The organism is Burkholderia sp. BDU5 (assembly GCF_001522845.1).
GTDB classification, from domain to species: domain Bacteria; phylum Pseudomonadota; class Gammaproteobacteria; order Burkholderiales; family Burkholderiaceae; genus Burkholderia; species Burkholderia mayonis.
The window spans coordinates 141958-164622 of the sequence record NZ_LOWC01000171.1 but is presented as its reverse complement, the minus strand read 5'-3'; the positions used below and the strand labels follow the sequence as shown (position 1 = coordinate 164622).

The 22665-nt window shown below is 61.8% G+C and carries 21 protein-coding genes and 2 pseudogenes; 13 read left to right on the top strand and 10 right to left on the bottom strand.

Annotation, left to right across the window (positions count from 1 at the left end):
* Positions 1-225 precede the first annotated feature (225 nt).
* Positions 226-2265: a hypothetical protein gene (locus WS69_RS32710; protein ID WP_082716579.1), complete on the bottom strand. Its 2040-nt coding sequence runs from the start codon at positions 2263-2265 to the stop codon at positions 226-228.
* 1285 nt (positions 2266-3550) lie between these two features.
* Here WS69_RS32710 and WS69_RS33925 point away from each other — a divergent pair.
* The 6 genes from WS69_RS33925 (at position 3551) to WS69_RS28835 (ending at position 7818) form a co-directional block, all read left to right on the top strand.
* Complete coding sequence (locus WS69_RS33925; protein WP_156438452.1) at positions 3551-3943, top strand: hypothetical protein; 393 nt, start codon at positions 3551-3553, stop codon at positions 3941-3943.
* A gap of 178 nt (positions 3944-4121) precedes the next feature.
* The gene (locus WS69_RS28850; RefSeq protein WP_059474043.1) at positions 4122-4475 is read left to right on the top strand and encodes a hypothetical protein; all 354 of its coding nucleotides are present in this window, start codon (positions 4122-4124) and stop codon (positions 4473-4475) included.
* 119 nt (positions 4476-4594) lie between these two features.
* On the top strand, positions 4595-5182 hold the full coding sequence (locus WS69_RS32705; RefSeq protein ID WP_082716578.1) for a hypothetical protein: 588 nt from the start codon (positions 4595-4597) through the stop codon (positions 5180-5182).
* Between the two features lie 74 nt (positions 5183-5256).
* The gene (locus tag WS69_RS32700) at positions 5257-5520 is read left to right on the top strand and encodes a hypothetical protein (RefSeq protein WP_082716577.1); all 264 of its coding nucleotides are present in this window, start codon (positions 5257-5259) and stop codon (positions 5518-5520) included.
* A 67-nt stretch (positions 5521-5587) separates the two neighbouring features.
* Complete coding sequence (locus WS69_RS32695) at positions 5588-7084, top strand: hypothetical protein (protein WP_082716576.1); 1497 nt, start codon at positions 5588-5590, stop codon at positions 7082-7084.
* A 149-nt stretch (positions 7085-7233) separates the two neighbouring features.
* Positions 7234-7818 carry a hypothetical protein gene (locus WS69_RS28835; protein ID WP_059474040.1) on the top strand — a complete coding sequence of 195 codons (585 nt, stop codon included), beginning with the start codon at positions 7234-7236 and terminating at the stop codon, positions 7816-7818.
* Positions 7819-8034: 216 nt separating this feature from the next.
* Here WS69_RS28835 and WS69_RS28830 read toward each other — a convergent pair whose 3' ends face one another.
* On the bottom strand, positions 8035-10788 hold the full coding sequence (locus WS69_RS28830; protein ID WP_059474061.1) for a UPF0182 family membrane protein: 2754 nt from the start codon (positions 10786-10788) through the stop codon (positions 8035-8037).
* A 323-nt stretch (positions 10789-11111) separates the two neighbouring features.
* Between WS69_RS28830 and WS69_RS28825 the strand changes: the two genes are divergently transcribed.
* The 4 genes and pseudogenes from WS69_RS28825 to WS69_RS28815 all read left to right on the top strand — a co-directional run bounded on the left by WS69_RS28825 (position 11112) and on the right by WS69_RS28815 (position 13559).
* Entirely contained in the window at positions 11112-11531 is a 420-nt protein-coding gene (locus WS69_RS28825) for a DUF1810 domain-containing protein (RefSeq protein ID WP_059474039.1), read from the top strand.
* Between the two features lie 646 nt (positions 11532-12177).
* Positions 12178-12648: a YbhB/YbcL family Raf kinase inhibitor-like protein gene (locus tag WS69_RS28820; RefSeq protein ID WP_059474060.1), complete on the top strand. Its 471-nt coding sequence runs from the start codon at positions 12178-12180 to the stop codon at positions 12646-12648.
* A 144-nt stretch (positions 12649-12792) separates the two neighbouring features.
* Positions 12793-12944 (top strand): annotated as a pseudogene (locus tag WS69_RS33920) (LysR family transcriptional regulator); the annotation flags it as partial.
* A gap of 150 nt (positions 12945-13094) precedes the next feature.
* The gene (locus WS69_RS28815) at positions 13095-13559 is read left to right on the top strand and encodes a YaiI/YqxD family protein (protein ID WP_059474038.1); all 465 of its coding nucleotides are present in this window, start codon (positions 13095-13097) and stop codon (positions 13557-13559) included.
* A 196-nt stretch (positions 13560-13755) separates the two neighbouring features.
* On the opposite strand, the gene WS69_RS28810 is transcribed toward WS69_RS28815, so the two are convergent.
* Complete coding sequence (locus WS69_RS28810) at positions 13756-14802, bottom strand: Vgb family protein (RefSeq protein WP_059474059.1); 1047 nt, start codon at positions 14800-14802, stop codon at positions 13756-13758.
* Between the two features lie 87 nt (positions 14803-14889).
* Positions 14890-15666, bottom strand: coding sequence for a crotonase/enoyl-CoA hydratase family protein (locus tag WS69_RS28805; protein ID WP_059474037.1), 777 nt, complete (start codon positions 15664-15666; stop codon positions 14890-14892).
* Positions 15667-15891: 225 nt separating this feature from the next.
* Here WS69_RS28805 and WS69_RS33915 point away from each other — a divergent pair, with 225 nt between their 5' ends.
* Positions 15892-16275: a substrate-binding domain-containing protein gene (locus WS69_RS33915; protein ID WP_156438450.1), complete on the top strand. Its 384-nt coding sequence runs from the start codon at positions 15892-15894 to the stop codon at positions 16273-16275.
* 562 nt (positions 16276-16837) lie between these two features.
* Here WS69_RS33915 and WS69_RS28800 read toward each other — a convergent pair.
* Positions 16838-17323, bottom strand: coding sequence for an aminoacyl-tRNA deacylase (locus WS69_RS28800; protein WP_059474036.1), 486 nt, complete (start codon positions 17321-17323; stop codon positions 16838-16840).
* Positions 17324-17422: 99 nt separating this feature from the next.
* The gene (locus WS69_RS28795) at positions 17423-18397 is read right to left on the bottom strand and encodes a cysteine synthase A (RefSeq protein ID WP_059474035.1); all 975 of its coding nucleotides are present in this window, start codon (positions 18395-18397) and stop codon (positions 17423-17425) included.
* Between the two features lie 180 nt (positions 18398-18577).
* On the opposite strand from WS69_RS28795, the gene WS69_RS28790 reads away from it, so the two are divergent.
* On the top strand, positions 18578-19066 hold the full coding sequence (locus tag WS69_RS28790) for an adenosine-specific kinase (protein ID WP_059474034.1): 489 nt from the start codon (positions 18578-18580) through the stop codon (positions 19064-19066).
* Positions 19067-19196: 130 nt separating this feature from the next.
* Here the strand turns inward: WS69_RS28790 and lepB are convergent, their stop codons facing one another.
* Positions 19197-19883 (bottom strand): signal peptidase I, encoded by a 687-nt coding sequence (lepB, locus tag WS69_RS28785; protein ID WP_059474033.1) that lies wholly within the window; start codon positions 19881-19883, stop codon positions 19197-19199.
* A 274-nt stretch (positions 19884-20157) separates the two neighbouring features.
* Here lepB and WS69_RS28780 point away from each other — a divergent pair.
* Positions 20158-20685 (top strand): annotated as a pseudogene (locus tag WS69_RS28780) (monooxygenase); the annotation flags it as partial.
* Positions 20686-20784: 99 nt separating this feature from the next.
* Here the strand turns inward: WS69_RS28780 and WS69_RS28775 are convergent.
* From WS69_RS28775 to WS69_RS33910, 3 genes are all read right to left on the bottom strand, one after another.
* Positions 20785-21108, bottom strand: coding sequence for a hypothetical protein (locus WS69_RS28775; RefSeq protein WP_059474032.1), 324 nt, complete (start codon positions 21106-21108; stop codon positions 20785-20787).
* A 303-nt stretch (positions 21109-21411) separates the two neighbouring features.
* Positions 21412-22101, bottom strand: a complete 690-nt coding sequence (locus WS69_RS28770; protein WP_059474031.1) for a methyltransferase family protein — start codon at positions 22099-22101, stop codon at positions 21412-21414.
* Positions 22102-22268: 167 nt separating this feature from the next.
* On the bottom strand, positions 22269-22415 hold the full coding sequence (locus tag WS69_RS33910) for a hypothetical protein (protein WP_156438448.1): 147 nt from the start codon (positions 22413-22415) through the stop codon (positions 22269-22271).
* Positions 22416-22665 lie beyond the last annotated feature (250 nt).

Genomic DNA, 22665 nt, shown 5'->3' with positions numbered 1-22665 from the left:
GCGAACCCGAGCGACCGATACCCAATCATGCCTCACGTGCGCTTCGCATTGCGAACGGCCTTCGCGAGGTGCTTACCCGTAAATGTATCCTCCCGGTCGTTGCTGATCGATCCAGTCACCGATCTGAGTAATCATCTCGTGCATCGGCGGTGTATAGACCGCGTATTGCCGAGTGACAACGCAGTGCCGCGGATCGATATGCTCGGGCAGGAGCAAAGTCATAGGCTACTTTGACCGAGCCATTCGTCGGGGAGGAAGTTCGATACCGGCATCGCTGCGTGGTATGCCTCGTCCGATAGATGCGGGTTCTGACGTAGACTTCATCTGGGATTGTACGGCTCGAGTCATATCCACCTTGCTCCTGGCGATGGCCATATCCAGCATTCGTTCACCGATCGATTGCGTAGTCGCCTCCGCTAGAATTCGTCTTGCTTCGAGGTACGCCGGATGTACGGGCAGTTTGTGATGCGCATGGCGCTCCACATAGTTCATGAAGGTTTCGATCGCATCGGCGCCGGCCGGAATCGAAAACTGTCCGTGTAAACACGCTTGGCTGATTGCCTTGCGCACTGAGAGGCTGTGCGGAGCCAAATTCCATGGCGGAGCAGCGCGCAGTATGCCAAGCGACATCCCGTTCAGCGTGGACGCCATGGCAACCCGACAGTCGTTTTCCTTGTGGCAGACCACCCAGATTTCCGAGCCGACGAGGTCATGCCGACTTTGCAGCACCTCATTGGTATATCTAGCGTAAAAGAACTCCACGAACGGCGCTCTTCCCGCCGCAGCCCCGCCCCGAACGACACACCGTTTCCGCACGCTGAACAGCGATTCGACGAGCGCAGGGTCGGCTCGCCGAAACGGCGACGGAGAATTGCGGTAAAGGAATTCTGCGTAGGCAAGTGGAGCTCGGTTGCCGATTCCACGATGCGGTGAGGCGTTGTAATTGGCGATTAGTACATCCAGCAGTTCTTCCGCATATTCATACTGGAAACGGCTGGCCAACGCCACCGCCTCAGGCATTTTTCCCTTGCGGTCTTGAGGTTTGGCTCCGGTCGTATTGGAGAGGCGCTGAAAGCCTCTACCGGCAAGGTTACGAAAGAAGGATTCAATGAATGGGCGGTCGTCCTTGCTACGCCTCTTGGAGAACGCATTGCTCGGCTCCAGTAGGATCGATCCAACCGCGTCGCGCAGTGAGTTTCGAATGTGCTGACTCGTTTCAGCGAGGGCTCCATCCACGCTGGTTTCGTCCCAGCAAAGGCCAACGAAATGTTCGCCTCGTGAGGAAAGAAGCCCAGCTTCCGGCAAGTACGGCATATCACAGAAGCTGACCGGCCGCACACTCCATCGGCACAATGCCCGTTTCACGGCACTCATCACATCATCGCTCGACACTTCCCGGCGCATGCTAAAGAAATATCCGAGTACGGCGCGAGAAACGACTTCCAGAATGACGATAACCCAAAGCCGATGGACAATTTTTTCCTGGGAATCCCCATCCGCGAGCGGAATCGAAACGCAGAATCGGCCATCGAGTTTGTGCGCATCCATTTCGACCCGCTGCATAAATTTCAGCACAGGACGATTGCTACCATCGCCGGTCTTCAGTTTTGCTACCATGTCCGGGCCACCTGTCTTGGCGGCCAGCGCGCGTGGATCGGCCGCGAGTACTCTCTCGATATGGCGTCGGATAGAGTAATAGCCCCGGCTCGACGTATTGAAAGGCCACTCCCCTCTGGCTTCATAGCCAAGGTCCCGCAACTGGTTGATCAGCCAGTCCCAATGTCGCTTGTGGGAATGATTGGTTTCAACCAGCCGTTTGCTGGCATAGCTGGTTCGGATGCGGGATTCGAAGGCCTGTTGCAGATCTGGATGGCAATCGAGCAGTGTCTGCAGTGCACCTGCGCCGCCAGAACCGAACCGGTCGATTTGAACTTTGGTGCGCCGACGATACGGCTTAAGCCTGAGCCACGGCACGATTCCTCGCCAACCATATGGACGGCCGTCCGGATGCGTTTCCAGACACCGCTCCCGAATCAGGCGATAGGCCTGCTTTGCTCCGAGAGACGTAGCCTGTTTGATCGTGTTTTCGGAAGCGCCAGACAGATATAGAGAAATGGCCCGCTTGCGAGCGAAGTAAAGTTCACGCTGCGCGCTGTCCATTGCCCCTTCATCGGGTGTAGCCCACTGCGAGACATCGATACTTCGCCCACCAATGATCCGTCGCGAATAGTCAGGTCCGCCGTCACGATCACCGTCTGCTGCCATGCGCACTCCCGGTGAGTTGAGTCCCTATATCCCAGATAGCACTAACGATAGTGGGTGTTTACGGGAATGCAAGCTGATATGGGACGCGGTCAAGCAAATCGGCACATGAATATCCACTGGCGTGTGGCAGGTGCATGCCTCAGTCGGAACATCCAAAGCTTCGCCTCATTCGTCCGATGCAAGAACAATTTCACGCAAACCGTCTTGCGGAAAGATTGTTCCTTGGCATCCGCACAGGGCGTCAGGCCAGCCTGTAGTCAGGAACAAAATTATGCAAACCGACGCGGGCGATCAAAGCAGCCTCCAGCAACGCTTCTCATTAAGCGCGTGCTCGGCGAAATGCCAGCCCGCGCGGCCCACATTTCTGGCACCAACATCTCTTGGCGCGTTGAATCTACCGCGATTCTCTTGCGCATGCTCACCCCGAATCGTCGCTCACGTCGTCGACCTTCTCGAACGCCGGATGTGTCATGGGTTTGCGCCTACAGCAGTGCTCGGCTGCGCGATCGTCGGTCTATCGGGACGATAGCGAAAACGAACGGACTGACCAGCACGTGACCGAGTGCGTCCCTGGCAGACGCGCCGGCAGCTGTTCCAAAACCAAAATTGATTCGAGAAGCGAGAAAGATGCCAGGCAAGGCACCATCGCACGGCAGCCCTGCCTCTCAAATTTCGAACACCGGCTCGCGAGCCGATTGTTTCAATCGAAAATCACGCCTTCTCGTGACCGTTTCCATCCGATGCCCTTATCCGAGGAAAACGCATAGACGAACTTCATGTCTCAGCAATTATGAAATTATAAACTGATCGCATGTTTCAAAATCCGTCACCCCAGAATATCTCGCAAAATGCTATGGAGGCGATGTCCCTTCCTCGACAAGACGCATTTTTCACTTCCAAATCACTAAGACAGGGACGATTATTTCGCACCAGATCAACAATCCTTAGTAAGTTATGATGTACCCGATCGCCTCATGTATCAAAATTGAGACGACATGCAAACAAGGAAGCTCGATACGCAAGAAGCGGCGTCATGTCTGGCGTTGTTCGTTGGTCGCCATATCAACTGATGGTAGTTCGCTCACTTCAGCCTAGTCGCCAGGTTTCATTTTTGAGACTGGACACCAAGGAAGTCGCGCCATCCCTGTCCAGCATAGCCCTTATCCCACTGGAACTCTTCAGAATTTAATATTTGGCACGCACCTTGCTCGTCACCCACTGAGTCGCAATTCCGGCTTGAGACAATGGACGACTCGATTAATACAAGCAATCTGGGGAGATTGTTATGGATAACGCGATAAAATGCGTTGGAAATATTTCCTATTTTCATCCAGTTGGCATCGCATCAATATATAAAAAAATCCCCAAATTTGATTTTTTCATGACGAAATCAGCAATGGTTCACGGCGCTGCCCAATCGAACCGCCTAGAATTTTCAGTTATTCATAACTGTACTTGTCCTGATCGAGGATATCGGCCGCCATACAAGCTTGCTCAAATGTATATGATCGGACAGCCGCTCAGCGGAATCTTAGGCAAGATACTGACCGATACGAGCGAGGTGGCGGCTAAGCAAGCTATCCTCGTGCCCGGCCCCCTCTCTCCCCCAATACTCGAAAGCACGGCTCCTAATTGCTCCATGCTGGCGATATGTGCCTTGCATCATCGTGCGCATTAAAAAATCCAATGTTTAAAGGCGATTCGCCACCCCATATTAAATTGGGTAATTTATAAACCAAACAACACCATGGAATTTGCGACATAAATTTTAATATTAGATATCCTAATTAAATGAGGAAGGCCGATGGCGTGCAGCCTTCCCTTTTTCTCCACGTTCACGCCATAGGAGTTATGCCATGAAGAAGCTTCTGATCGCAGCAGCAGTACTCGCGGTGTCGGGTGCGGCATTCGCGAGTGGTACCGGCACGTCCTCGTCGAGCGACGCCACCAGCGGTGGCGTAACGTCGGCGGCGGTGTATGGCAAAGGATCCTTCACCGCGACCGATAAAGGCGCAGCTCTCGGCGCGGCCGGCGCCATCGCAGGCTCGAGCAAGGACGTGACCGGCAGCGGCACGATCTCCTTCGCCGGCCATACGAACACCTCCTCGGTAAGCGGTAAGGGCGACGGCAACGCGCAAGCGCAGGGCATGAGCGGCGCCGATGCAAGCGCGCAGGCATGGTCGACCCTCGGCATGCGCCACCACTACTAAGGCGCGTTTCGGGAACTCGACATCAGGTAGCGAAGTGGAGGCTGAATCCTAACGAAGCCATCAGGGAGGACGGATTCAGTCTCCTTTCTTGCCAATCGTCCTTCAAGAAAGGGATCGTCATGAAAGCGAATTTCATTTTGGCGGCGGCTCTCGCAGTGCTTTCGACCGCTGCGGCGGCGGGGCCGACTACGTCGAGCCAAACGCAATCCGTCACGGGCGGCGTGTCCGGATCAGTACTCATCGGCTCGGGAAGCTATACCAGTAACTCGACGTCCGTTGCAGGATCGGCGGCAAACAGCACGGCCACGCCTGCAGGCTCGACCGCAACGGCTTCCGCGATGCACAACTCGACTTCGACCGCCAGTGGTTCTGGAAAAGACGGAGGCGCGTTCGCAGCCGGCGGTGGGATCGGTGTCGCCGGCGCCAGCGGAACAACCCAGGACACGAATGCAAACGCCGATGCGTTATCCGGCGGCGTCACTGCAACGATCGTTCTGGGCGCGAGGAAATACACGACCACTACTGCGAACGACAAGGGCAATGCGAATGCGGGTGCAATCGCGCTGACCGGGAAGAACGGCTCCGCCACGATCGCCGGCGCAGGTCACATCAATACCTCCAGCGCCAACAGCACGGGTTACGCCGGCTTGCCGTCTGCATCTGGCGGAAGCCAAGGTGACGCCAGCGCCTTCTCGAGCAGCAAGTGACGCGTCCGTTGGGGACCAGCTTCTCGCGAACGCTGGTCTTTAGATTGGTTCTGTTGTCATCGTAAGGAGTTGGCATGAAGCAGACATTGATTGCCGTCGCGCTAGCGCTTGCCGCGACATCGGCTTATTGCGTCGACCGCAATATGGTTGGCGATGCGCAATCGTCTTTGCAAACGCCAAACGACCAAACTCAAGCGACCATCTCGCGGGAACAGGCGACGCCATCGAAAAGCAACCCTGCCGAGGAAGCAGGTGCTCAACAGGATCGAGGTTATTGGGTCGATTCGTGGAGCGAATTGGGCAACGGCTGGAAACAGCTCGGGGAAGCAAAAAAGTAGGTAGAGCAGGAACCGGGAAGTGATTCGGTTGTTAGGGTCGGGAGGTTAACCTAATCCGGAGTATCGTATGAACAGCGAAAAGATCAAGGTGGCGTGCGCGACAGTATTTGCATTGGCCACGATCAGCGGGCACGCACAGACGACGTCAAACTCGAATTCGAGTGCGCAGTCCGCGTCCAATTCCGTGTCGATTGGGCAAGGAGGAGGCTCAAGCCTCAACACCATCAACACGACGACGACGTCGCGCGGCGGGAATGCGCGGGGAGGAGACGCCACGAGCAACAGTTCGTCGCAGGTGCGCGGCAGCGGGAATTCAAATGTTCAAGTCAATGTGTCGTTGCCGTCAAGTGGCACCAGTTCATCGCCAGCGGCAACCCTCGCGGCCCAGGATGTGGGAACCCCAGGCTCGAGCCCGTACAACACGCAGACCACCGACAACGTGAACTACTCCGGCACGCAGACTATCAAGACGAACCCAACCATCCAGGCGCCGGGTTTGACCACGACGCTGTCGGACACCTGCATGGGGTCCCTCAGCATCGGATTGTCGCTCCCCGGGTTCGGCGCAACAGGTGGGACAACACTGGTCGATCAGGCTTGCGTTCGTCGCCTCGACGCCCGCGAGTTTCGGGCCATGGGGTTGACGGATGTCGCGCTCGCCCTGCTATGCCAGAGCGATGCCAATCGGCGCGCTGTCGAGGCGACCGGTCATCTTTGCCCGGGCACCACGGCACCGCTCGCGCGCTCCAACAGTGCGGCCAACGTCGAAGCCGTCGTAGCGGACGACGAAAAATATCGCGATCCGTTGGTGCGCCAGCGTCTAGGCTTACCACCGCTCGATGTCGCGGGAAACAACGCAACACCCGTCCGTACGGCCGCGCGCGTCAGCACATCGCGCGAAGCCACCAGTGCCTCTGCGCACGTTGCGGCACCAGTTGGTTCAGCCGCGCAGGCAGTCCCCGCTCCCGAGCCATCCGCGGCGCCGGTCGTTTCCGCCGCGCCAGCGATGGTACCCGTGCCCGCGGTGCTTCCTGCACCGTTGCCGACGATCGCAACTGCGCCTGTCGATCCGCACGCCGCCCCAGCCGAGACGACGCAAGCGCCGGATCCCCATCACACTGCTGCCATCGAAACAGACGCGCCTGCGGCACAGACCGTCTCGAGCACATCGGCGGCAAACACAGGGGATCTCATGAAACCGCAAGCAATGAGCACCCCAGTGCCGAATAGCCCGTCGTTGCTGTCGGTCGAGCCAGCCGCGGCTCAGACCCCGGTCCCTGCCCCGCTCGCCGTACCGGTGACGACCGCCGTCCAGGAAAACGATGCATCCGATGCATCGAAACCCGACCTTGTCGCGAAGCCCATCCCCGCAACCGGCTTTTCGTCGAACGGAGCCACGGCGGCCGATAGCGACACGAAAGTGGCGCCGCTGTCATCCGAGCCTCAGACAGCGCCCGTCGCCATTCCCGCGCCGGAAAGCGTGAACGAACCGGTAACGGAACAAAACACCGCACCAGCCACTGACGCATCCCCGAAAACCGCGTCGACAAGCTCCACATCCTAAAATGTGGAATAGCCCCGAGCCATATTCCGCGTATTTAGCGGAAGGGGGTAGCCGGGTGCGCACGAAGGGGAATAGTACTTCCCATATTCCCCTTACTTTAAGGGTGCCGGCTCCCCCGGGCCTGCACCCCTTTTTGCCGAGTAAGTCGTATGGAGGCGATCATGAGGAACGCATTACTTATATTGGCATTCTGTAGCGGGCAGGCGCTCGCTCAGGTCAACTCATCAAGCCAGGCCTTACTCGTCGAGCAAAGTGCTGCCAATGCTCTCAGCATTCCGCAGACGTTCGCTATGCCGCCGCGTGCTGAAAATGCGGGATGTGTTCCGATGGTCATGATGGACGATCCGCAGGTCACCTACATCGATCCGCAGGAAGGTCACGCACCCGCGTGGCAGTCTGAGCACTTCGATTACACGCCAGCCTTCGAAGCCCGTTCATGGAGCGCGCCCGATGCCTTGCGATCGGCCCAGCATCGCACCGCCAATATGCAGGCCAAACCCTGGCCCGACGCCGACATGACGACAAAGCGCATTGCGGAATCTTCACACGTAACCGCGTCCGGAACTGTCCGCCAATGGAATGCAAGCGAACCGGCAACGATCGAACGCTCGACACGCCGCGAGGTAACTGTGAACGGCAAGACGTATCGTGAATTCAGTACGGATGCCTACATGAAAAACGGGCAGCCTTCAGAGCCATTGACGTTTGGTGTGCGAATCATATTTTGCCGGTAACAGCTAATCGAATATTCAATATTCGACAGATACCAAAGATACAAGTCACGAAGCATCAGCACCGATATAACATCGCTCGAAGTCTACGGTCGAAATTCCGTAAGTCCGTTGCGGTTCCCGTATCGACGCCGAACGTCTTGGCTGGCTGCGATACAAGAAAAGGAACGCACGGCCAACCCATCGAATCGCACAGGCGCCCTTTCATTCACATCTGGCCTACTTCTGGTTCTCGGCATGGTCGGCGCCCAGCCTCTCGAGCAACGGCCGGAGGGCCTCGAGTTCCGAGCCGAAGCCGGCCCAGTCCCCCGCCTTCAGTCGCTCGATCGCGCGGTCATAATGGGCAAGGGCTTCGCGGGCGCGCGCATCCGTCGCGCCACGGGCCGGCGCTGCCATCGGAGCCGTCTCCTTGAAGAGCGCCCCGAGAGCATCGCTCAGGGTTTCCTCCATCACGACACGGTCGCCGTACGCGGCGATCACGCGCTTCAACTCGGGGAGTTGACCGGACGCCGCGCGCAGATAAAGCGGAGAGACGTAGAGGATCGAGTTCTCGATCGGCACAACCACGAGATGGCCGCGGATGACGCGTGAGCCCATCTGATTCCACAGCGAGATCTGTTGCGAGATTTCGGTATTCTGCTGAATGCGGGCCTCGATTTGAAATGGCCCATAGACCAGCTTGTCCTTGGGGAAGGTGTACACGATCAGCTTGCCGTACCCGGGCGGATCGCACCGCGCCGCCAGCCAGGCGATCATGTTCTCGCGCTGGCTCGGGACCATCGGCAGCATCAGGACGAACTCGGCGCGCGCGTCTCCAGGCAATCGCATGATCATGTAGTACGGCGCCATCCGCGTGCTGGCGGCGTCTCCACCGTCGATGTCGCCCAGTTCTCGAGGAAACTGCCAGAGATCCTCGCGGTTGTAGAAGACTTCCGGTGCGTCCATGTGGTAGGCACGGTAGAGGTTCGCCTGGATCAGAAACAGGTCTTCCGGGTAGCGAATATGCTGCCGAAGGTTCTCCGGCATCGCATCGAGCGGCTTGAACATGCCAGGGAAGATACGCTGGTAAGTCCGCACGAGCGGATCGGCAGGATCGCTGACATAAAAATCGACCGTTCCGTTGTACGCATCGACCACCACCTTGACCGCGTTGCGAATGTAATTGTCGCCGTCGCCGGTACCCGGCGGGGCATACGGAAACCATCGGCTGGTGGTATAGGCGTCCTGCATCCAGAAAAGGCGTCCGTTGCTCGCAACGAGATACGGGTCATGGTCGAGGATGAGAAACGGCGCGATCGTGCGTATCCGGTCCCGAATGTCCCGATGAAGCAGGATCCGGCTCTCGCCCGTGACGTAGCGGGTCAGCAGGATATTGGGATCGTCGAGCTGCCACGCAAAGAGGCTGCGTCGCGCCATGCTGCCGATGGCGACGCCGTCGCGCCCGCTGTAAGCGGTGTAGACGTTGCTGTCGCCTTTGGGGTAGTCGAATTCGGGCACACTGCCCTTCACGATGACATAGCCCTGCTCGCCCTCTCCGAAGTAGAGGCGCGGTTCGTGAATCGCCGGCCCGCCTTGGGCGACGGGCGGAATGTCCCGCAGATAGAGCGAAGGCAGACCTTCCGCGGATTTCTCGGTGACGGGCGACATCACGACGCCGTTGCCGTGGGTGAACAGGAGATGCAGGTTCACCCAGGTCTGGGCGTTCTCCGGAAGCATCGCCGGCTCCAGTTCGCGTGCCGACAGCATGACCTGCCGGTAACCGGAGTCGAGCGAGTAGCGGTCGATGTCCACGGAGAAGAACTTGTAGTAAGTCCTGATCTCCTGCAACTGTGCGTAGGTATCCATCAGCGGTCGCACATCCCACAGGCGGATGTTGTCGATGGTCGCGCGATTGGCTTGCAGCGACGCGAAATTCAAGCCCTGCTCGGCCGCAAACGGCTTGACGGCGATCTGCGCGAGACCGTACGCGCGCCGCGTCAGCGCGATGTTGCGTTCGATATAGGGGGTTTCCAGCTGCAATTCGCTCGGTTTGACGTAGAAGCGCTGGAACAGCGCGGGGTAGACGAGGCCGAGCGCAAACGAACTGCCGAACACCAACAGCATCGAGGCGGCAGGCAGCCGATAGCCGGGCCGGCGCACGTTGACCGACAACGCAATGGCTGAAACCGCGGCAAGGCCGATGAGCAGCCACAGCACGGGCAGCACGACGTGGACATCGGTATAACCGGCGCCAACCACGACGCCGTTGTTGTCGTAGAGCAGCAAAAAGCGGTCGAGCCACCAGGACCAGGCTTTCAGCAGGAAGAACAGTGCAAGCAGTACCGAACCGTGAGCGGCAGCGGCCGACGAAAGCCCCTTCGGCGGCCGGAGCATGATGTCGCCGCGCAGCCAGTAGACTCCGCCTGCGACGACCGCGCAGCAGAAGACCAGTTGCAGCAGCCAATTCTTGAGCGCGATCCAGACGGGCAGCGAGAACAGATAGAAGCCGATGTCCCTGCCGAAGATCGGATCGCGTTCGCCGAACGGCACCTGATGAAGAAAGCGAAGCGCGATGTCCCAGCTCGACATTGCGTTGCCAGCGATGGCAAGCCCAAGGAGCACAGCGCTGCCGGCGATGACGGCGCGCCAAGGAATGCGCGACGCGACCTGCCCGGCCAGCGCCCGGACGACCTCCTCCGCACGCGTCGGCGATCTGGCTTCCACTTGCCAGATGTCGACGCGTGTTGCGTAACGATGCGCCAGGAACCCCGACGCGCTGATCACGGCCGCCGACGCGGCAAGCACGACGATAAACAGCAGCACCCTGGCGGACAGGATCGTCCAGAAAACGGCAACGTAGCCGATCGAGGAAAACCATAGCCAGTCGACCAGGACGCCGGTGATGCGCCCGATGACGATCAGGCTGGCGACGACGATCGCAGCCGTGATTGCATAGCGTTTCAGACGCGAAACGGACGTCGCTTGCGAGCGCATCGACACTCCTTTGCCGGCCCACTTGCGCATGGCCGGCCGCGACGGGACCATGGCGCACCGCTGATCCGCCAGGATCGCGGCTGGCCAGAGTCTCAATGCTACGCCCGTAGCCGGCGCGCGGCCATACGGCGGCGTGCGCGCGTGAACGCGCGACGCGCGATCGCAGCGCGGCGCATTCGATCGCTCGTGCTCCCGCAGGCGCCATGCGAAGTCGAGTGCGCTCGCGGCCTTGGCGCGCGTTCGCTCGCGTTTGCGCGCCATCGAGGCAACGCCCACAATGATCGTTCGCGCGGCTCGCCGCGCCGGAAAGGACGGAGGGCAACATGGACGATCCCTATGACCTTCAGCGCTTTGTCGACGCACAGGATCCCGTGTATGCGCAGGTACGCGATGAGCTAAGAAACGGGCGCAAGCGAAGCCACTGGATGTGGTTCGTGTTTCCGCAGATCGCGGGGCTCGGTGACAGCGCGATCGCACAACGGTACGCGATCTCGACGCTGGGCGAAGCCGACGCGTATCTACGGCATCCCCTGCTCGGCGCGCGGCTGCGCGAGTGCACACGGCTCGTCAACGATGTCGAAGGCCATTCGATCCAGACGATTTTCGGATATCCGGATTACCTGAAGTTCAGGTCGTCGGTCACATTGTTCTCGCATGCAACACCGGACAACGCGGTATTCGTGGACGCGCTCGAAAAGTACTTCGGCGGAGAAGCGGATCACAACACGCTCGCGCGACTCTAGGCGGTGTTTGCAGCGGGGCGTTCGAGTGCGTGGGGACTTTCCCGCCTGGACGGCTTCCGTCGCTCGCCGAACAGTCGCGGCGAGCGGCCGCTCCGCGTGAAGCGAATCATATGTTGGGCGTCGCGCTGCTTTCGTCGTCCGGCACGATGTCGCGCGGATGGCGGCCTCCAAAGTTCAACCGGCGTACGTTCCATGCTCGCGGCTGGCGGAAGATCGGTTAATGCGGTCATCGGATAGACATCGACCGCGTCGCTCGCGATGAAGGCGTGTCGGCGGCCACGTTGCTTCATGACAAACGTAGGAGGCACGCTCGATTACCGCGGAAAACGGGTCAACGCACCGCTTGGCTTGCTTTGCCCTTTGTCCGACGAGAAACCTGTGTTTCCCATTGCTGCGGCACAGCGCGCCAGTTGAATTGGGCCCCAACCTGCACTAGCTTTTTAGATGCCCGAATGATGCTGCGGCGTCCAGACAAACGCGGATGGGAATAGCTTTGGCGCGAAATAACCGGCCGCCCTCGCAATTCGCGATCGCCGCAGATGAACCCGATGGAGCACATGGGATGCGCAGCCGCACAGCATCCATTCCGATCTTGCTGATCTGCGTCGCCGGATGGGCGGCGCAGACCGACGCCGAGGAGCGCACGATGACCTTGACTCTCACCTCGCAAGCCTTCCATGAGGGAGGCGAGATTCCCGGACGCCACACCTGCAAGGGCGCGGACGTGTCGCCGCCGCTCGCGTGGTCCGGGGTGCCCGCCAATGCGAAAAGCCTTGTGCTGATCGTCGATGACCCCGACGCACCCGATCCGGCCGCGCCACGAATGACATGGGTCCACTGGGTGCTCTACAACATTCCGCCGACGGCTCCCGGTTTGCAGGAGGGCGTCGCCGCGAGCGCGCTCCCGGCGGGCACGCTTCAAGGCACCAACGACTTCCAGCGAGCCGCGTATGGCGGCCCTTGCCCGCCAGTTGGCCGTCACCGCTATTTCCACAAGCTGTATGCGCTCGATACGGTGCTGCCCGATCTTCACAAGCCCACCAAGGCAGCGCTGGAGAAGGCGATGCAAGGCCACGTGGTGGCGCACGCCGAATTGCTCGGCACATTCCAGAAGTAACGCGCGAACGGCGACACCCGACGCGAGGTGTTCGCGCCACCCCGGTCGCGATGAAAACGCATCCGCCCCGCGCGCTTCGCTCGATCGTCCATCCACCCTTTCGCAACGGTCAGGATCATCCGGATCAGCGCGTCCGGGCGCGCGGCGAAATTGCTTGTGCGCCAAGCCATGTGCTGCCCGCGTTTTTGGCGCGATATCCGGGTAGTCGCGTTGAATTCGTCACGGATTCGAGGCTCGCCGATATCGTCGCGGAGGGTTTCGATGCAGGCATTCGTGTTCTGGACGATAGCGAACGTTCGAACCGATTGTGCCGGCGCGCGACAGGTTTCGACGGCTGAGGGATGCGTCGGCGATCGACTGCCTGGAAATCTGCCTCCCTGGTCCGTTGCGCGACGCGCGCCGACGGTGATGTAGGATCGTACATCTCATGTATCGGAAAGACTGCAATGCAAGTGCTGGTTGACGCAGACGCCTGCCCGGTTGTCGTCAAGGACATGTTGTTTCGGGCCGCGCGACGTGCCGAAGTGTGCGTGACGCTGGTCGCGAACCAATATTTACGCACGCCGCCCTCGCGCTTCATCAAGGCATTGCAAGTGCCAGCGGGCTTCGATGCCGCCGATGCCCGCATCGTCGAACTGGTGACGGCTGGCGACCTCGTGATTACCGCGGACATACCCCTTGCTTCCGCCGCCCTCGACCGTGGCGCTTATGTGCTCGACCCACGCGGAAGCTGGTTTAGCCGTGAAAATATCGAGGAACGTCTGACACTGCGTGCGATGATGGAGCAATTGCGCAGTACGGGCGTCGATACGGGCGGTCCGGCGCCATACAGCCCACGCGACAGCAAGGCGTTCGCGGGACAACTGGATCGATTCCTCGCACGTCGCGGCTCACCGGGCACGGCCATTTGATTTCTGTCGTCAGATTGCAGCGGAGCAGAGCTGCGGGCCGGCAGACAGCACGGTGCCACCAGCGCCTTCGTGTTCCTTCGAACGGCGATTCACCGGCCGCTGCGTCATTCCGGCGACCGCCGCACTCCGATTCGTCTGAAATGGCCATCGCGGGCTCACGGTGTTTCGAGGCATTGGGAAATATCGCCGCCGTGCATCATCGGCGGCTGCCGGCATCTGCTACGCGAGACCGGTAGCGCAGCAGATGATCGGTGCCGGATTCGGACAACCAGACTTCCCCGTGTCGGCCCATCATCTGGCGTACGTTCGCGTGCGGGCGCGGCAGCGTCAACACGTCGAATTGCTCGGCTCGCGGGTCGAAGCGCACGAGCGCGTTGGCGCTCCATTCGCTGAGCCAGACGATGTCCCGGTCGTCGACGAATATCGCGTATGCATGCGGATCCTGGCCAGGCAGTCGCCATTCGCGCCATCGATGCGCCGCCGGATCGAACACGCCCACTTTCCCCGCGTTCCACTCGCTGACCCACACACGCCCTTTCGAATCGGACCATACGCGGCGCGCGCCCTGATTCGGTGTCGGCGGATCGATGACCTGCACCGCGCCGTTCGCGGGATCGATACGGCCGAGATAGCTGCCGGCCAGCGACGCGAAGTACACGCTGCCGTCAGGGGTCACGCAGATGCCGTAGGGCCCGCGCCCGCGCGGCGCATCGAAGACGCGCATTTTGGCGCTCGCTGGGTCGAGTTCGCCGTAGATGCCGCTTTGTCCGGTAAACCACAGATGCCCGCGCTTGTCGAAGACCGCCGTGTTCAGATTGGCGTTCGCCCGGTCTTTCGGCAACGGGAAACGCGTGACGGCGAGTGTCTTCGGGTCGATGCGGACGATTGCGTTCTGGCCGCCGTCCGTGATCCACGCCGCCCGATCTGGACCGATAATCACGCCGTGCGGCGCGGCTCCCTCGCCGAGCTGGACCCAGTCGGTCTTGCCGCCACGCGGATCCATCCGTCCGGCCGCGCCCCGCGCCTGCGCGGTGTACCACACGGTACCGTCGGGCGCCGGCGCGACGTCGTGCGGTGCGCTGCCGGCAGGGACGGCGAACGTCTCGAACGACGGAGGCTGCGCCCGCGCCGGCCCCATGGCGAGCGCGGCGCTCACCAGGCACGCCGCAAATGATGACGCCAGCCGGGCTCCGAGAATCCTGTTCACTGCTGCCGCGACGCTTTCCCTCGTGATCTTCGGCATGTCCGCCTCCATGTTCCATGGATGAGTTTCAAAGCGCGCTGACGGTTTCGTTGCCGCACTTGCGTCGACGACGGGCGGCGAAGCGCTTCAGTCGGAAAACGTTCCGTGACGCCCTTCTCCAGCGCTAAAGCGCTCGGCGCCGGCCACGCCTTCCGCAAGGACGATCGGCGCACCCCTTGCCCCCTCCTCGCGCAGCGCTTCCGCCAGAGGCAAATCCCATTGATCGTATGCGGAGCGCCGGTCTGTCAGCATGCACTGCCGAGGAAACTGAGCAATCTGTCGGGCGATGCGAGTCGCGTACGACAGCCCCTCGCCCTTCGGCGCAATATAGTTGGCGAGCCCCATGCCCTTGGCTTCCGATGCGTCGACGGAACGTCCGGTCAGGATCATGTCCATCGCATGTCCCATGCCGACGATACGCGGCAATCTGACCGTCCCGCCGTCAATCAGCGGCACGCCCCAGCGCCGGCAGAACACGCCGAAGACGGCGTCTTCTTCTGCGACGCGAATGTCGGCAAACAGCGCGAGTTCCAGCCCGCCCGCTACCGCATAGCCGGAAACCGCCGCGATGAGCGGCTTGGACAGCGCCATGCGGCTCGGTCCCATCGGGCCCGAACCGCCTCCCGTCGCGTCGAGCGCGTTGCGCCGCGCGGGATCGCCGACCGCCTTCAGGTCGGCACCCGCGCAAAAGTTGCCTCCGGCTCCCGTCAGGATCGCGACGCCGAGCGCGGCATCGGCCTCGAACCGTTCAAACGCCTCGCTTAACCGCGAGGCGGTCGGACCATCGACGGCGTTGCGGCGCTCCGGCCGGTTGAGGGTGATCGTGCAGATCGCGCCATCCGTAGCGAACAGGACTTCGTCCATCGTCTCCTCCTGGAATGGTGAAATTCACGGCCCGCCGAACCGCCGCGCGATCGTCACCGGTCGTCGCCGAATCCCGCCGAGAATGCCTCGGGCCGACCGTCCTGCTCCGACGCGATCCGGCAGGTGGTGTTCCGCCGCTTTGCGGCCGGGCATGCCGCAGGCCACGCACGCAGCATGTAAAGTCCGTCGGCGTCGCGATAGTCGGCAGGATCGGATGCCGGCGGGGTGTCGAAGTCAGACGTGTTTTCATGCCCGCCAATACGTTTCTTCCCGTTCCATTTTCCACCGTATCTCGGTGGCCGCGAAACCGGCGGCCGCCCACAGCACGCCGTGCGCCTTGCGATCGGCCTTGGCAGTCCGCGCAGGGATGCCAAGGAAAGCGATCAATCGCCCTCCGTGTCGCGCATCCCTTCCTTGAAGGCAAGTCGCATGAAACCGGTGAGCCGGAGCGTTCCCGACGACATCCCGATCAACGGATTCGACGACATTCCGATGGCGTCGCAGGTGCATCCGTCACTGACGACGATACGACAACCTTTTCCGCAAATGGCGCGCGCCGCCGTCAATACGTTGGTGGCGCACGTTGGTGGCGCAAATCGAGAGCCCTGAATCGGTGACGCCACGCATCGTATTGCCCGCCGACGTCATGGCCGGACAGTCCGCCGCACCTGCATCCAGCCGCTTTGAATCGCCGCCGATCCGCTAGACACTCGCGTGCGAGCAGAAACACTGACGTGATCGACGAAGCAATCGACGAGCCCGCCCCCTCGCGGAAGGCGAAAATCGGCATGACCGAGGAGGTCGATGATCGAACGGCAACACGCCTATCACGCGCCTTGCCGAACGGTTCGGCGCGAGTTTGACGCATCGCGCGATGGGCGGCGCGCTCACTGGATGAACGAACGACAGCACCTGGCTCGATCGTCATGCGCACGCGAGGCGGCGACCGCTGATCCGGACAGATTGCTCCGCCGGGGCGAATACCACCCATCGCGGCGCTGCCTGCCACGGACCGATCGGCGACGCGATGCCGCGCGCATTGCTCGATGTCCCGCGCGAACCGGATGATTCGGCATGCGCAAGACGCACGAATCGCGCCGCGTTTCCCGCAGCGTTCCTCGCGCATCGGGGATGGCCGCGCTCCGACGGATTCAGCGGCACACGGCGCTCGTCAAGAAACCACCCCCTGAATCTTGTGCGAGAAGCTCGCCCGTTCTGCCTTGTCCATCAGCGAAAGAAACTCGTCGCGATCCATGTGGACCAGTTCCTCGTGATCGCCGGCCTCGAAATACACGTCCGGCTGCCGCGCAAGGCTCTCGTCGAGGAAGGTTTGCATCCCGTAGGCCATGCAGACGGGCGGCAGCGCCCCCACGTCGCAATCCTTGAACAGCTCGCGCAGTTCGACTTCCTTCGCGAGCACGAGATGGCGTCCGGTTTGAGCCCAAAGCTCGGATAGCCGCACGGCGTGCGTCGTCGGCAGCACGGCCGCGACGTAGCCCTGCGCGTCTTCGAGCAGCACCGTCTTCGCGAGACGATCGCCCGGAATATGCGCCGCCGCGGCGGCCTCCATGTTCGAGTGGCTGTACGGATGATGGATGACTTCGTATCGCGAAGCCTTCTGGCGCAGGCAGTCCTGCAAGGTGGCGGACATCGACATGGCACACCTCCGTCTAATAAGCGTTGATCTCCGCCGGTTGGCAGGATCTTTCTAGGATAGGTCGCGTTCGCTTGTCCGAACAATGCGGCATCGCCGCACCTATGACGGCTCGAGCCCCCTTTCCCGCAGCCATTCGCGGTTGAAGAGCCGCGTACGGTAGATGTCGCCGCGGTCGCAAAGCAGCGTCACGATCGTATGGCCCGGCCCCAACTGCTGCGCAAGCCGGACGGCCGCCGCGACGTTGATCCCGCTCGAGCCGCCGACGTACAGGCCCTCTTCGCGCAGCATCCGGTAGACCATCGTCACGCAGAGGCGGTCGTCGATGCGCACCGCGTCGTCGATCGACGTGCCCTCGAGATTCGCCGTCACGCGGCTCGATCCGATGCCTTCCGTGATCGAGTTGCCCTCCACCTTGATTTCGCCCGTTTTCACGAAGCTGTAGAGTCCACTGCCGTGCGGATCCGCAAGCACGATCCGGATCTCGGGATTCTGTTCCTTCAGATAACGGCTCACGCCGGCGAGCGTGCCGCCCGTTCCCGTCGAGCAGACGAACGCATCGACCGTGCCGGCGGTATCGCGCCAGATCTCCGGCCCCGTCGTCTCGTAGTGGGCCTGGCGGTTGACGAGGTTGTCGAACTGGTTGGCCCAAATTGCGTTGTCGAGCTCGGTCGCGAGCCGCCCGGCAATCTTCTGATAGTTGTTCGGATCCTTGTACGGCGCGGCCGGCACGGGACGCACGTCCGCGCCGAGCGTGCGCAGCACTTCCATTTTCTCCGGCGATTGCGTTTCCGGGATCACGATCACGCAGCGATAGCCGCGCGCTGCGCAGATGTGCGCGAGTCCGATGCCGGTGTTGCCGGCCGTGCCCTCGACGACGGTGCCGCCCGGCTTCAGCGTGCCGCGCCGTTCGGCGTCCTCGATGATGTAGCGCGCCGCGCGATCCTTGACCGATCCGCCCGGGTTCATGAACTCGGCCTTGCCAAGTATCTCGCAACCCGTCTCCGCGCTGAGCTTCGCCAGGCGGATCAGCGGCGTCCGTCCCACGCAGTCGACGAAACCCTGCCGCACGTCCATGATCTTTTCCCCTTCGGCCGGCCGCTCCGCCGGCGGCCCGACCTACCACAAGAATAGATGACGACGCCGGCCGGCACCGCGCTTTCGTCGCCGGAAGCCGCGTACTAAGCTGGAAAACGATCCGGTCCGCGCCGTTCATGCGCGTCGATGCATTCGCGTCACCACGAGACGAGGTGCGACATGCTCCAATTGCATACTGTTGTGATCGACAAGCCCGAGACGACGAATTTCATTCTCGGCCAGACGCATTTCATCAAGTCGGTCGAGGACATCCACGAAGCGCTCGTCGGCGCCGTGCCCGGCATCAAGTTCGGCATCGCGTTCTGCGAAGCGTCCGGCAAGCGCCTCGTGCGCCGCTCCGGCACCGACGCCGCGTTGACCGAGCTCGCTTGCAGGAACGCGACCGCGATTGGCGCCGGGCATTGCTTTGTCGTCTTTCTCGGCGACGGTTTCTACCCGGTGAACGTGCTGAATGCGATCAAGGCCGTGCCCGAGGTCTGCCGGATTTTCTGCGCGACCGCGAACCCGACCGAAGTCGTCGTCGCGCAGACCAATCAAGGGCGCAGCATTCTCGGCGTCGTCGACGGATTCCCGCCCGTCAGCGTCGAAAACGACGAGGACGTGCGCTGGCGGAAGGAACTGCTGCGCACTATCGGCTACAAGGCGTAGCCGGGCGCGATCGGGCGGCGATTCGGGGCGATCGCGCGCGGCGCGGGCTCGATGCGCGTTCGCCGGCGTTCCCGCGCGTCGAGGGCGTGGCCGAATCCGACGCCCGAACCGCCTGCGGCTCGATTCCCGCTCAACCGGGCGAACCGTCGAGGCGCGCCCCGAACCGATCGACTCGCGGCAGATAGAACCGCGACGGATCGAGCGAAAACGCCACGCGACGCGTCCGCCCCATGATTTCGTCGCGCGGGAAGAAGCCGTAATAGCGGGAGTCCGCGCTGTCGTCGCGGTTGTCGCCGAGCATCAGGTATGCGCCCTTCGGCACGACCGCCGGCCCAAACGAACTGCGCGGGCTCGGCGCATCGGGAGAAAGCCGGACGACATGCGCCGCCCCGGCCAGCCGTTCGGCCAGATATTCGCCGCGCGCGCTCGCGTCGCTCGACAGCAGGTTCTGGCCGAGCGGCCGGTAGCTCACCTGCGCGCCGTTGATGTAAAGCACGTTGTCTCGCATCTCGACGACGTCGCCCGGCAGGCCGATCACGCGCTTGACGAGCAATTCGCGCGCAGCCGATGAATCGACGGTCACGATATCGCCGCGCCGCGGGTCACTCAGGTGCGCGACCCTGACATGCGTGAACGGAACGCGCAGGTCATAGGCCATCTTGTCGACGAGGATGCGGTCCCCGAGCCGGATGGTCGGCAGCATCGAGCCGCTCGGCACGACGTTCCAGTCGGCCACCGCGCTGCGAAAGATCGCCATGAAGAACAGGAAGGCGATCAACTTCTTGTTCTCATTCCACAACTTCGAAATGGTATGCATGCTGGTTTGCCGGAGCGATGGGGCCGTAGCCTCGGAAGCTGGAACTATATCCTACGCGCCGGATGAACGGCCCCGCGCGAACCGGCTCGGGCGCGGGCCGTGATCGGCGCGTCGCGCGATTGGCCCGGCTCCCGCTTCGCTCGGCGCGTGGATTTCGACCAGCCCGCGTGGTCTTCGAGCGCGCTTCCGGCTCCGGCGGATCGCCTTCATTCGCCGCTCCCTTCCCACGCTCGTCGCTGCCGTCACCCTGCCGACTTCCGCTCACGGGGCTCGGCTTCGGGCGCTCGCTGGCATCGGCCGCGCGGTCGGGCGCGACGCGAGCGCGCTCGTGCGCGATCACAAGCGGGTCTACAGCCACGGCAACGCGTCGCGTGTCAGCGAAGACTCACAGATCCTGCAGGTCGTCGGCGAAATCTCGGCATGGGCGTATGCGGCCGAGGCGATCGCGCTGCGCGCCGCGCAGCCTTCGCAGCGCGCGTACGAGGCGCGTTTCGGCGAGGACGCCGCCACCGAGCACGACGCGAACGTCGCGGCCGAAATTGAATCGGCGCAGGGCCAACTGGTCGTATCGGAGCGCGTGTTGCGCGCGGCGACGCATCTGTTCGACGCGCCCGGCGCATCGGCGATCAGCACGACGAAGGCGCTCGACCGTCACTGGCGCAACGCGCGCACGGTCGCGTCGCACAATCCGCTCGTCTACAAAGCGAGGATCGTCGGAGACTGGGCCGTCAACGAAACCGAGCCGCCGTATGGATGGCAGATCGGCAGCGGGCCCGGCAAGCAGGAAGAAAAGGCGGCGTGAACCGCGCAGCCAATCGATGTGCCGCGCATCGATGTGCCGCGAATGCCCGCCTGGCGCCCGGCGGCGGCGGCAGGCGGGCGGACCGCTAGCGCGACGCCGTCACGTGTTGGAGCCGACGACGTTCAGGCCGCCCACGCCACTGAACGTCAACGTGTTATTGGTGTTCAGCAAGTTGTCCCACGTGCTGCCGCGCGTCGTCACGATCTGCGAGCCGTTCGCAAACGCGCCGTTCGCCGCCGATGTGATGACGAGTGCATTCAGGTACGGATTCTGGTTGTTGCCGTATTCGACCGTCTGCTTGCCGTTGGCTGCCAGCGAGACGGCGATCGTCGCGCCGGATTGGCTGGGATCGGAGCCCTGGCGGGTCACCAGCTCGATGCTGAGCGGCGATCCACTTTGATTGACGAGATTCTTGTAAGCCATGTCGCATCTCCCAGGCGGACCGGGTAGCGGGGGCTGGCGGCGCCGGCCCGCCGGAGTGCGCCCCGCCAGCCCGTGAAGCCAGTTCGAATACTAGGTCATCGTCCGCGACGCGCACCTAGTATTTTTGGTAGGTATCCGATCGAATCGCGCGCGGCGCACATCGCCGGAACGTGCACATATCGGCGGCACGCGGGCGCGGCATATCGATTTGAATAACGAATGCTCGTCTCGTCGAACGCGGGCAGGCGATGAGGCCGCGTGGCGTCGCCCGCGCGATCGAGCCTCCGATGCGCGCCGACGCGGTCAGAAAAGGCCCGGAATCATCCGATATCGAACCGATCGCTTGTAGGCGCGGTACGCGACGTCCTCGAACAGAATCCGTTCCTCGCGGTAGATCCGGCCGACCTGCAGCCCGATCTGCAGCGCGACCGCGAGCAGGTTGCGCGTGCTGAAGTTCGTCAGCAGAAAGCCCGTATCGATGATCAGATAGCCGAGATACATCGGATGCCGGACGAACCGGTAAGCCCCGCGCGACACGACGCCGCGGTTGGCCGGCAGGATACCGAACGATTTCCTGAGAGACAGCTTCGCGAAAAGCTGCCAGAACAGGCCGAACAACTGGATCGCCGCGCCGAACGTCTCGGGGATCAGCTGGCGGCTCGCGGTGAGCTGGAAGACGAGGTAGTAGTAGGTGCCGCCGAGCGAGAAGAGCAACGCAAGCGGGCTCCAGTCGCGTTTTGTCGGCGGCTCGGCGAACAGCGACAGACCCACCGTCAAGGTCATCGAGACCGCAAGCAGGATCAGCGTGATTCGCGACGGATCGAGCCGCCACTGCGTGTACGCCGCATACGCGAAAACCCCTAGCGCAAGCGCCGCGACGACGCGCGCGAACACTTCGATCAGGATGCCGACGAAGCCCTCGGCGTCGTGCGCGGCGCACGGACGGCCGGACGCCGCCAATGCGGTCGCCGTGCCGTGTCTTCTCGTGGCCATCGGCGGCCGGATATCGTGTTTCATCGCGAACACCCCCGTTCGTCTCATACTTGTTTTCTGCCGGTTTAGCTTATCACGGTGCTGCAGCGCGCCGACACGTCGAATCTAAAAATTAGGTTAAGTCATCCTATAAAAATCGATGGTTTTCCCGATTCGCCCCAATGCAATCATTTGCGAAAAAAACGGACGAAACAGGCCATACGATTTTCGTTTGGAATAACGCGGCTCTCGCATCGATCATTCGGGTTTTCCAGCAGCGCTGGCGTGCGTTCCGGCCGCTCTGACGATACGCCGGGGCAGTCTTTGTTCATCATGACTTTTTGCTCGCCACGGTATTTACCCGCTCTTTCCCGCGCACTGATCATTGGCTCGGCGAATCGATCGCTAATCTATTTAGCGTCGTCTCGATGTCAATTTTCATTAGCCTGACAAAATCGACATAACGATCGCGGGCTAACGCCGACCGTCTCCGATTCCAGCATCGCATCTTTGCTTGTGCGCCCCGTGCATTTTCCGGATCCCCATAACCAAAGCACGAATCCATCGTTCCCTTCGCCGACGCGC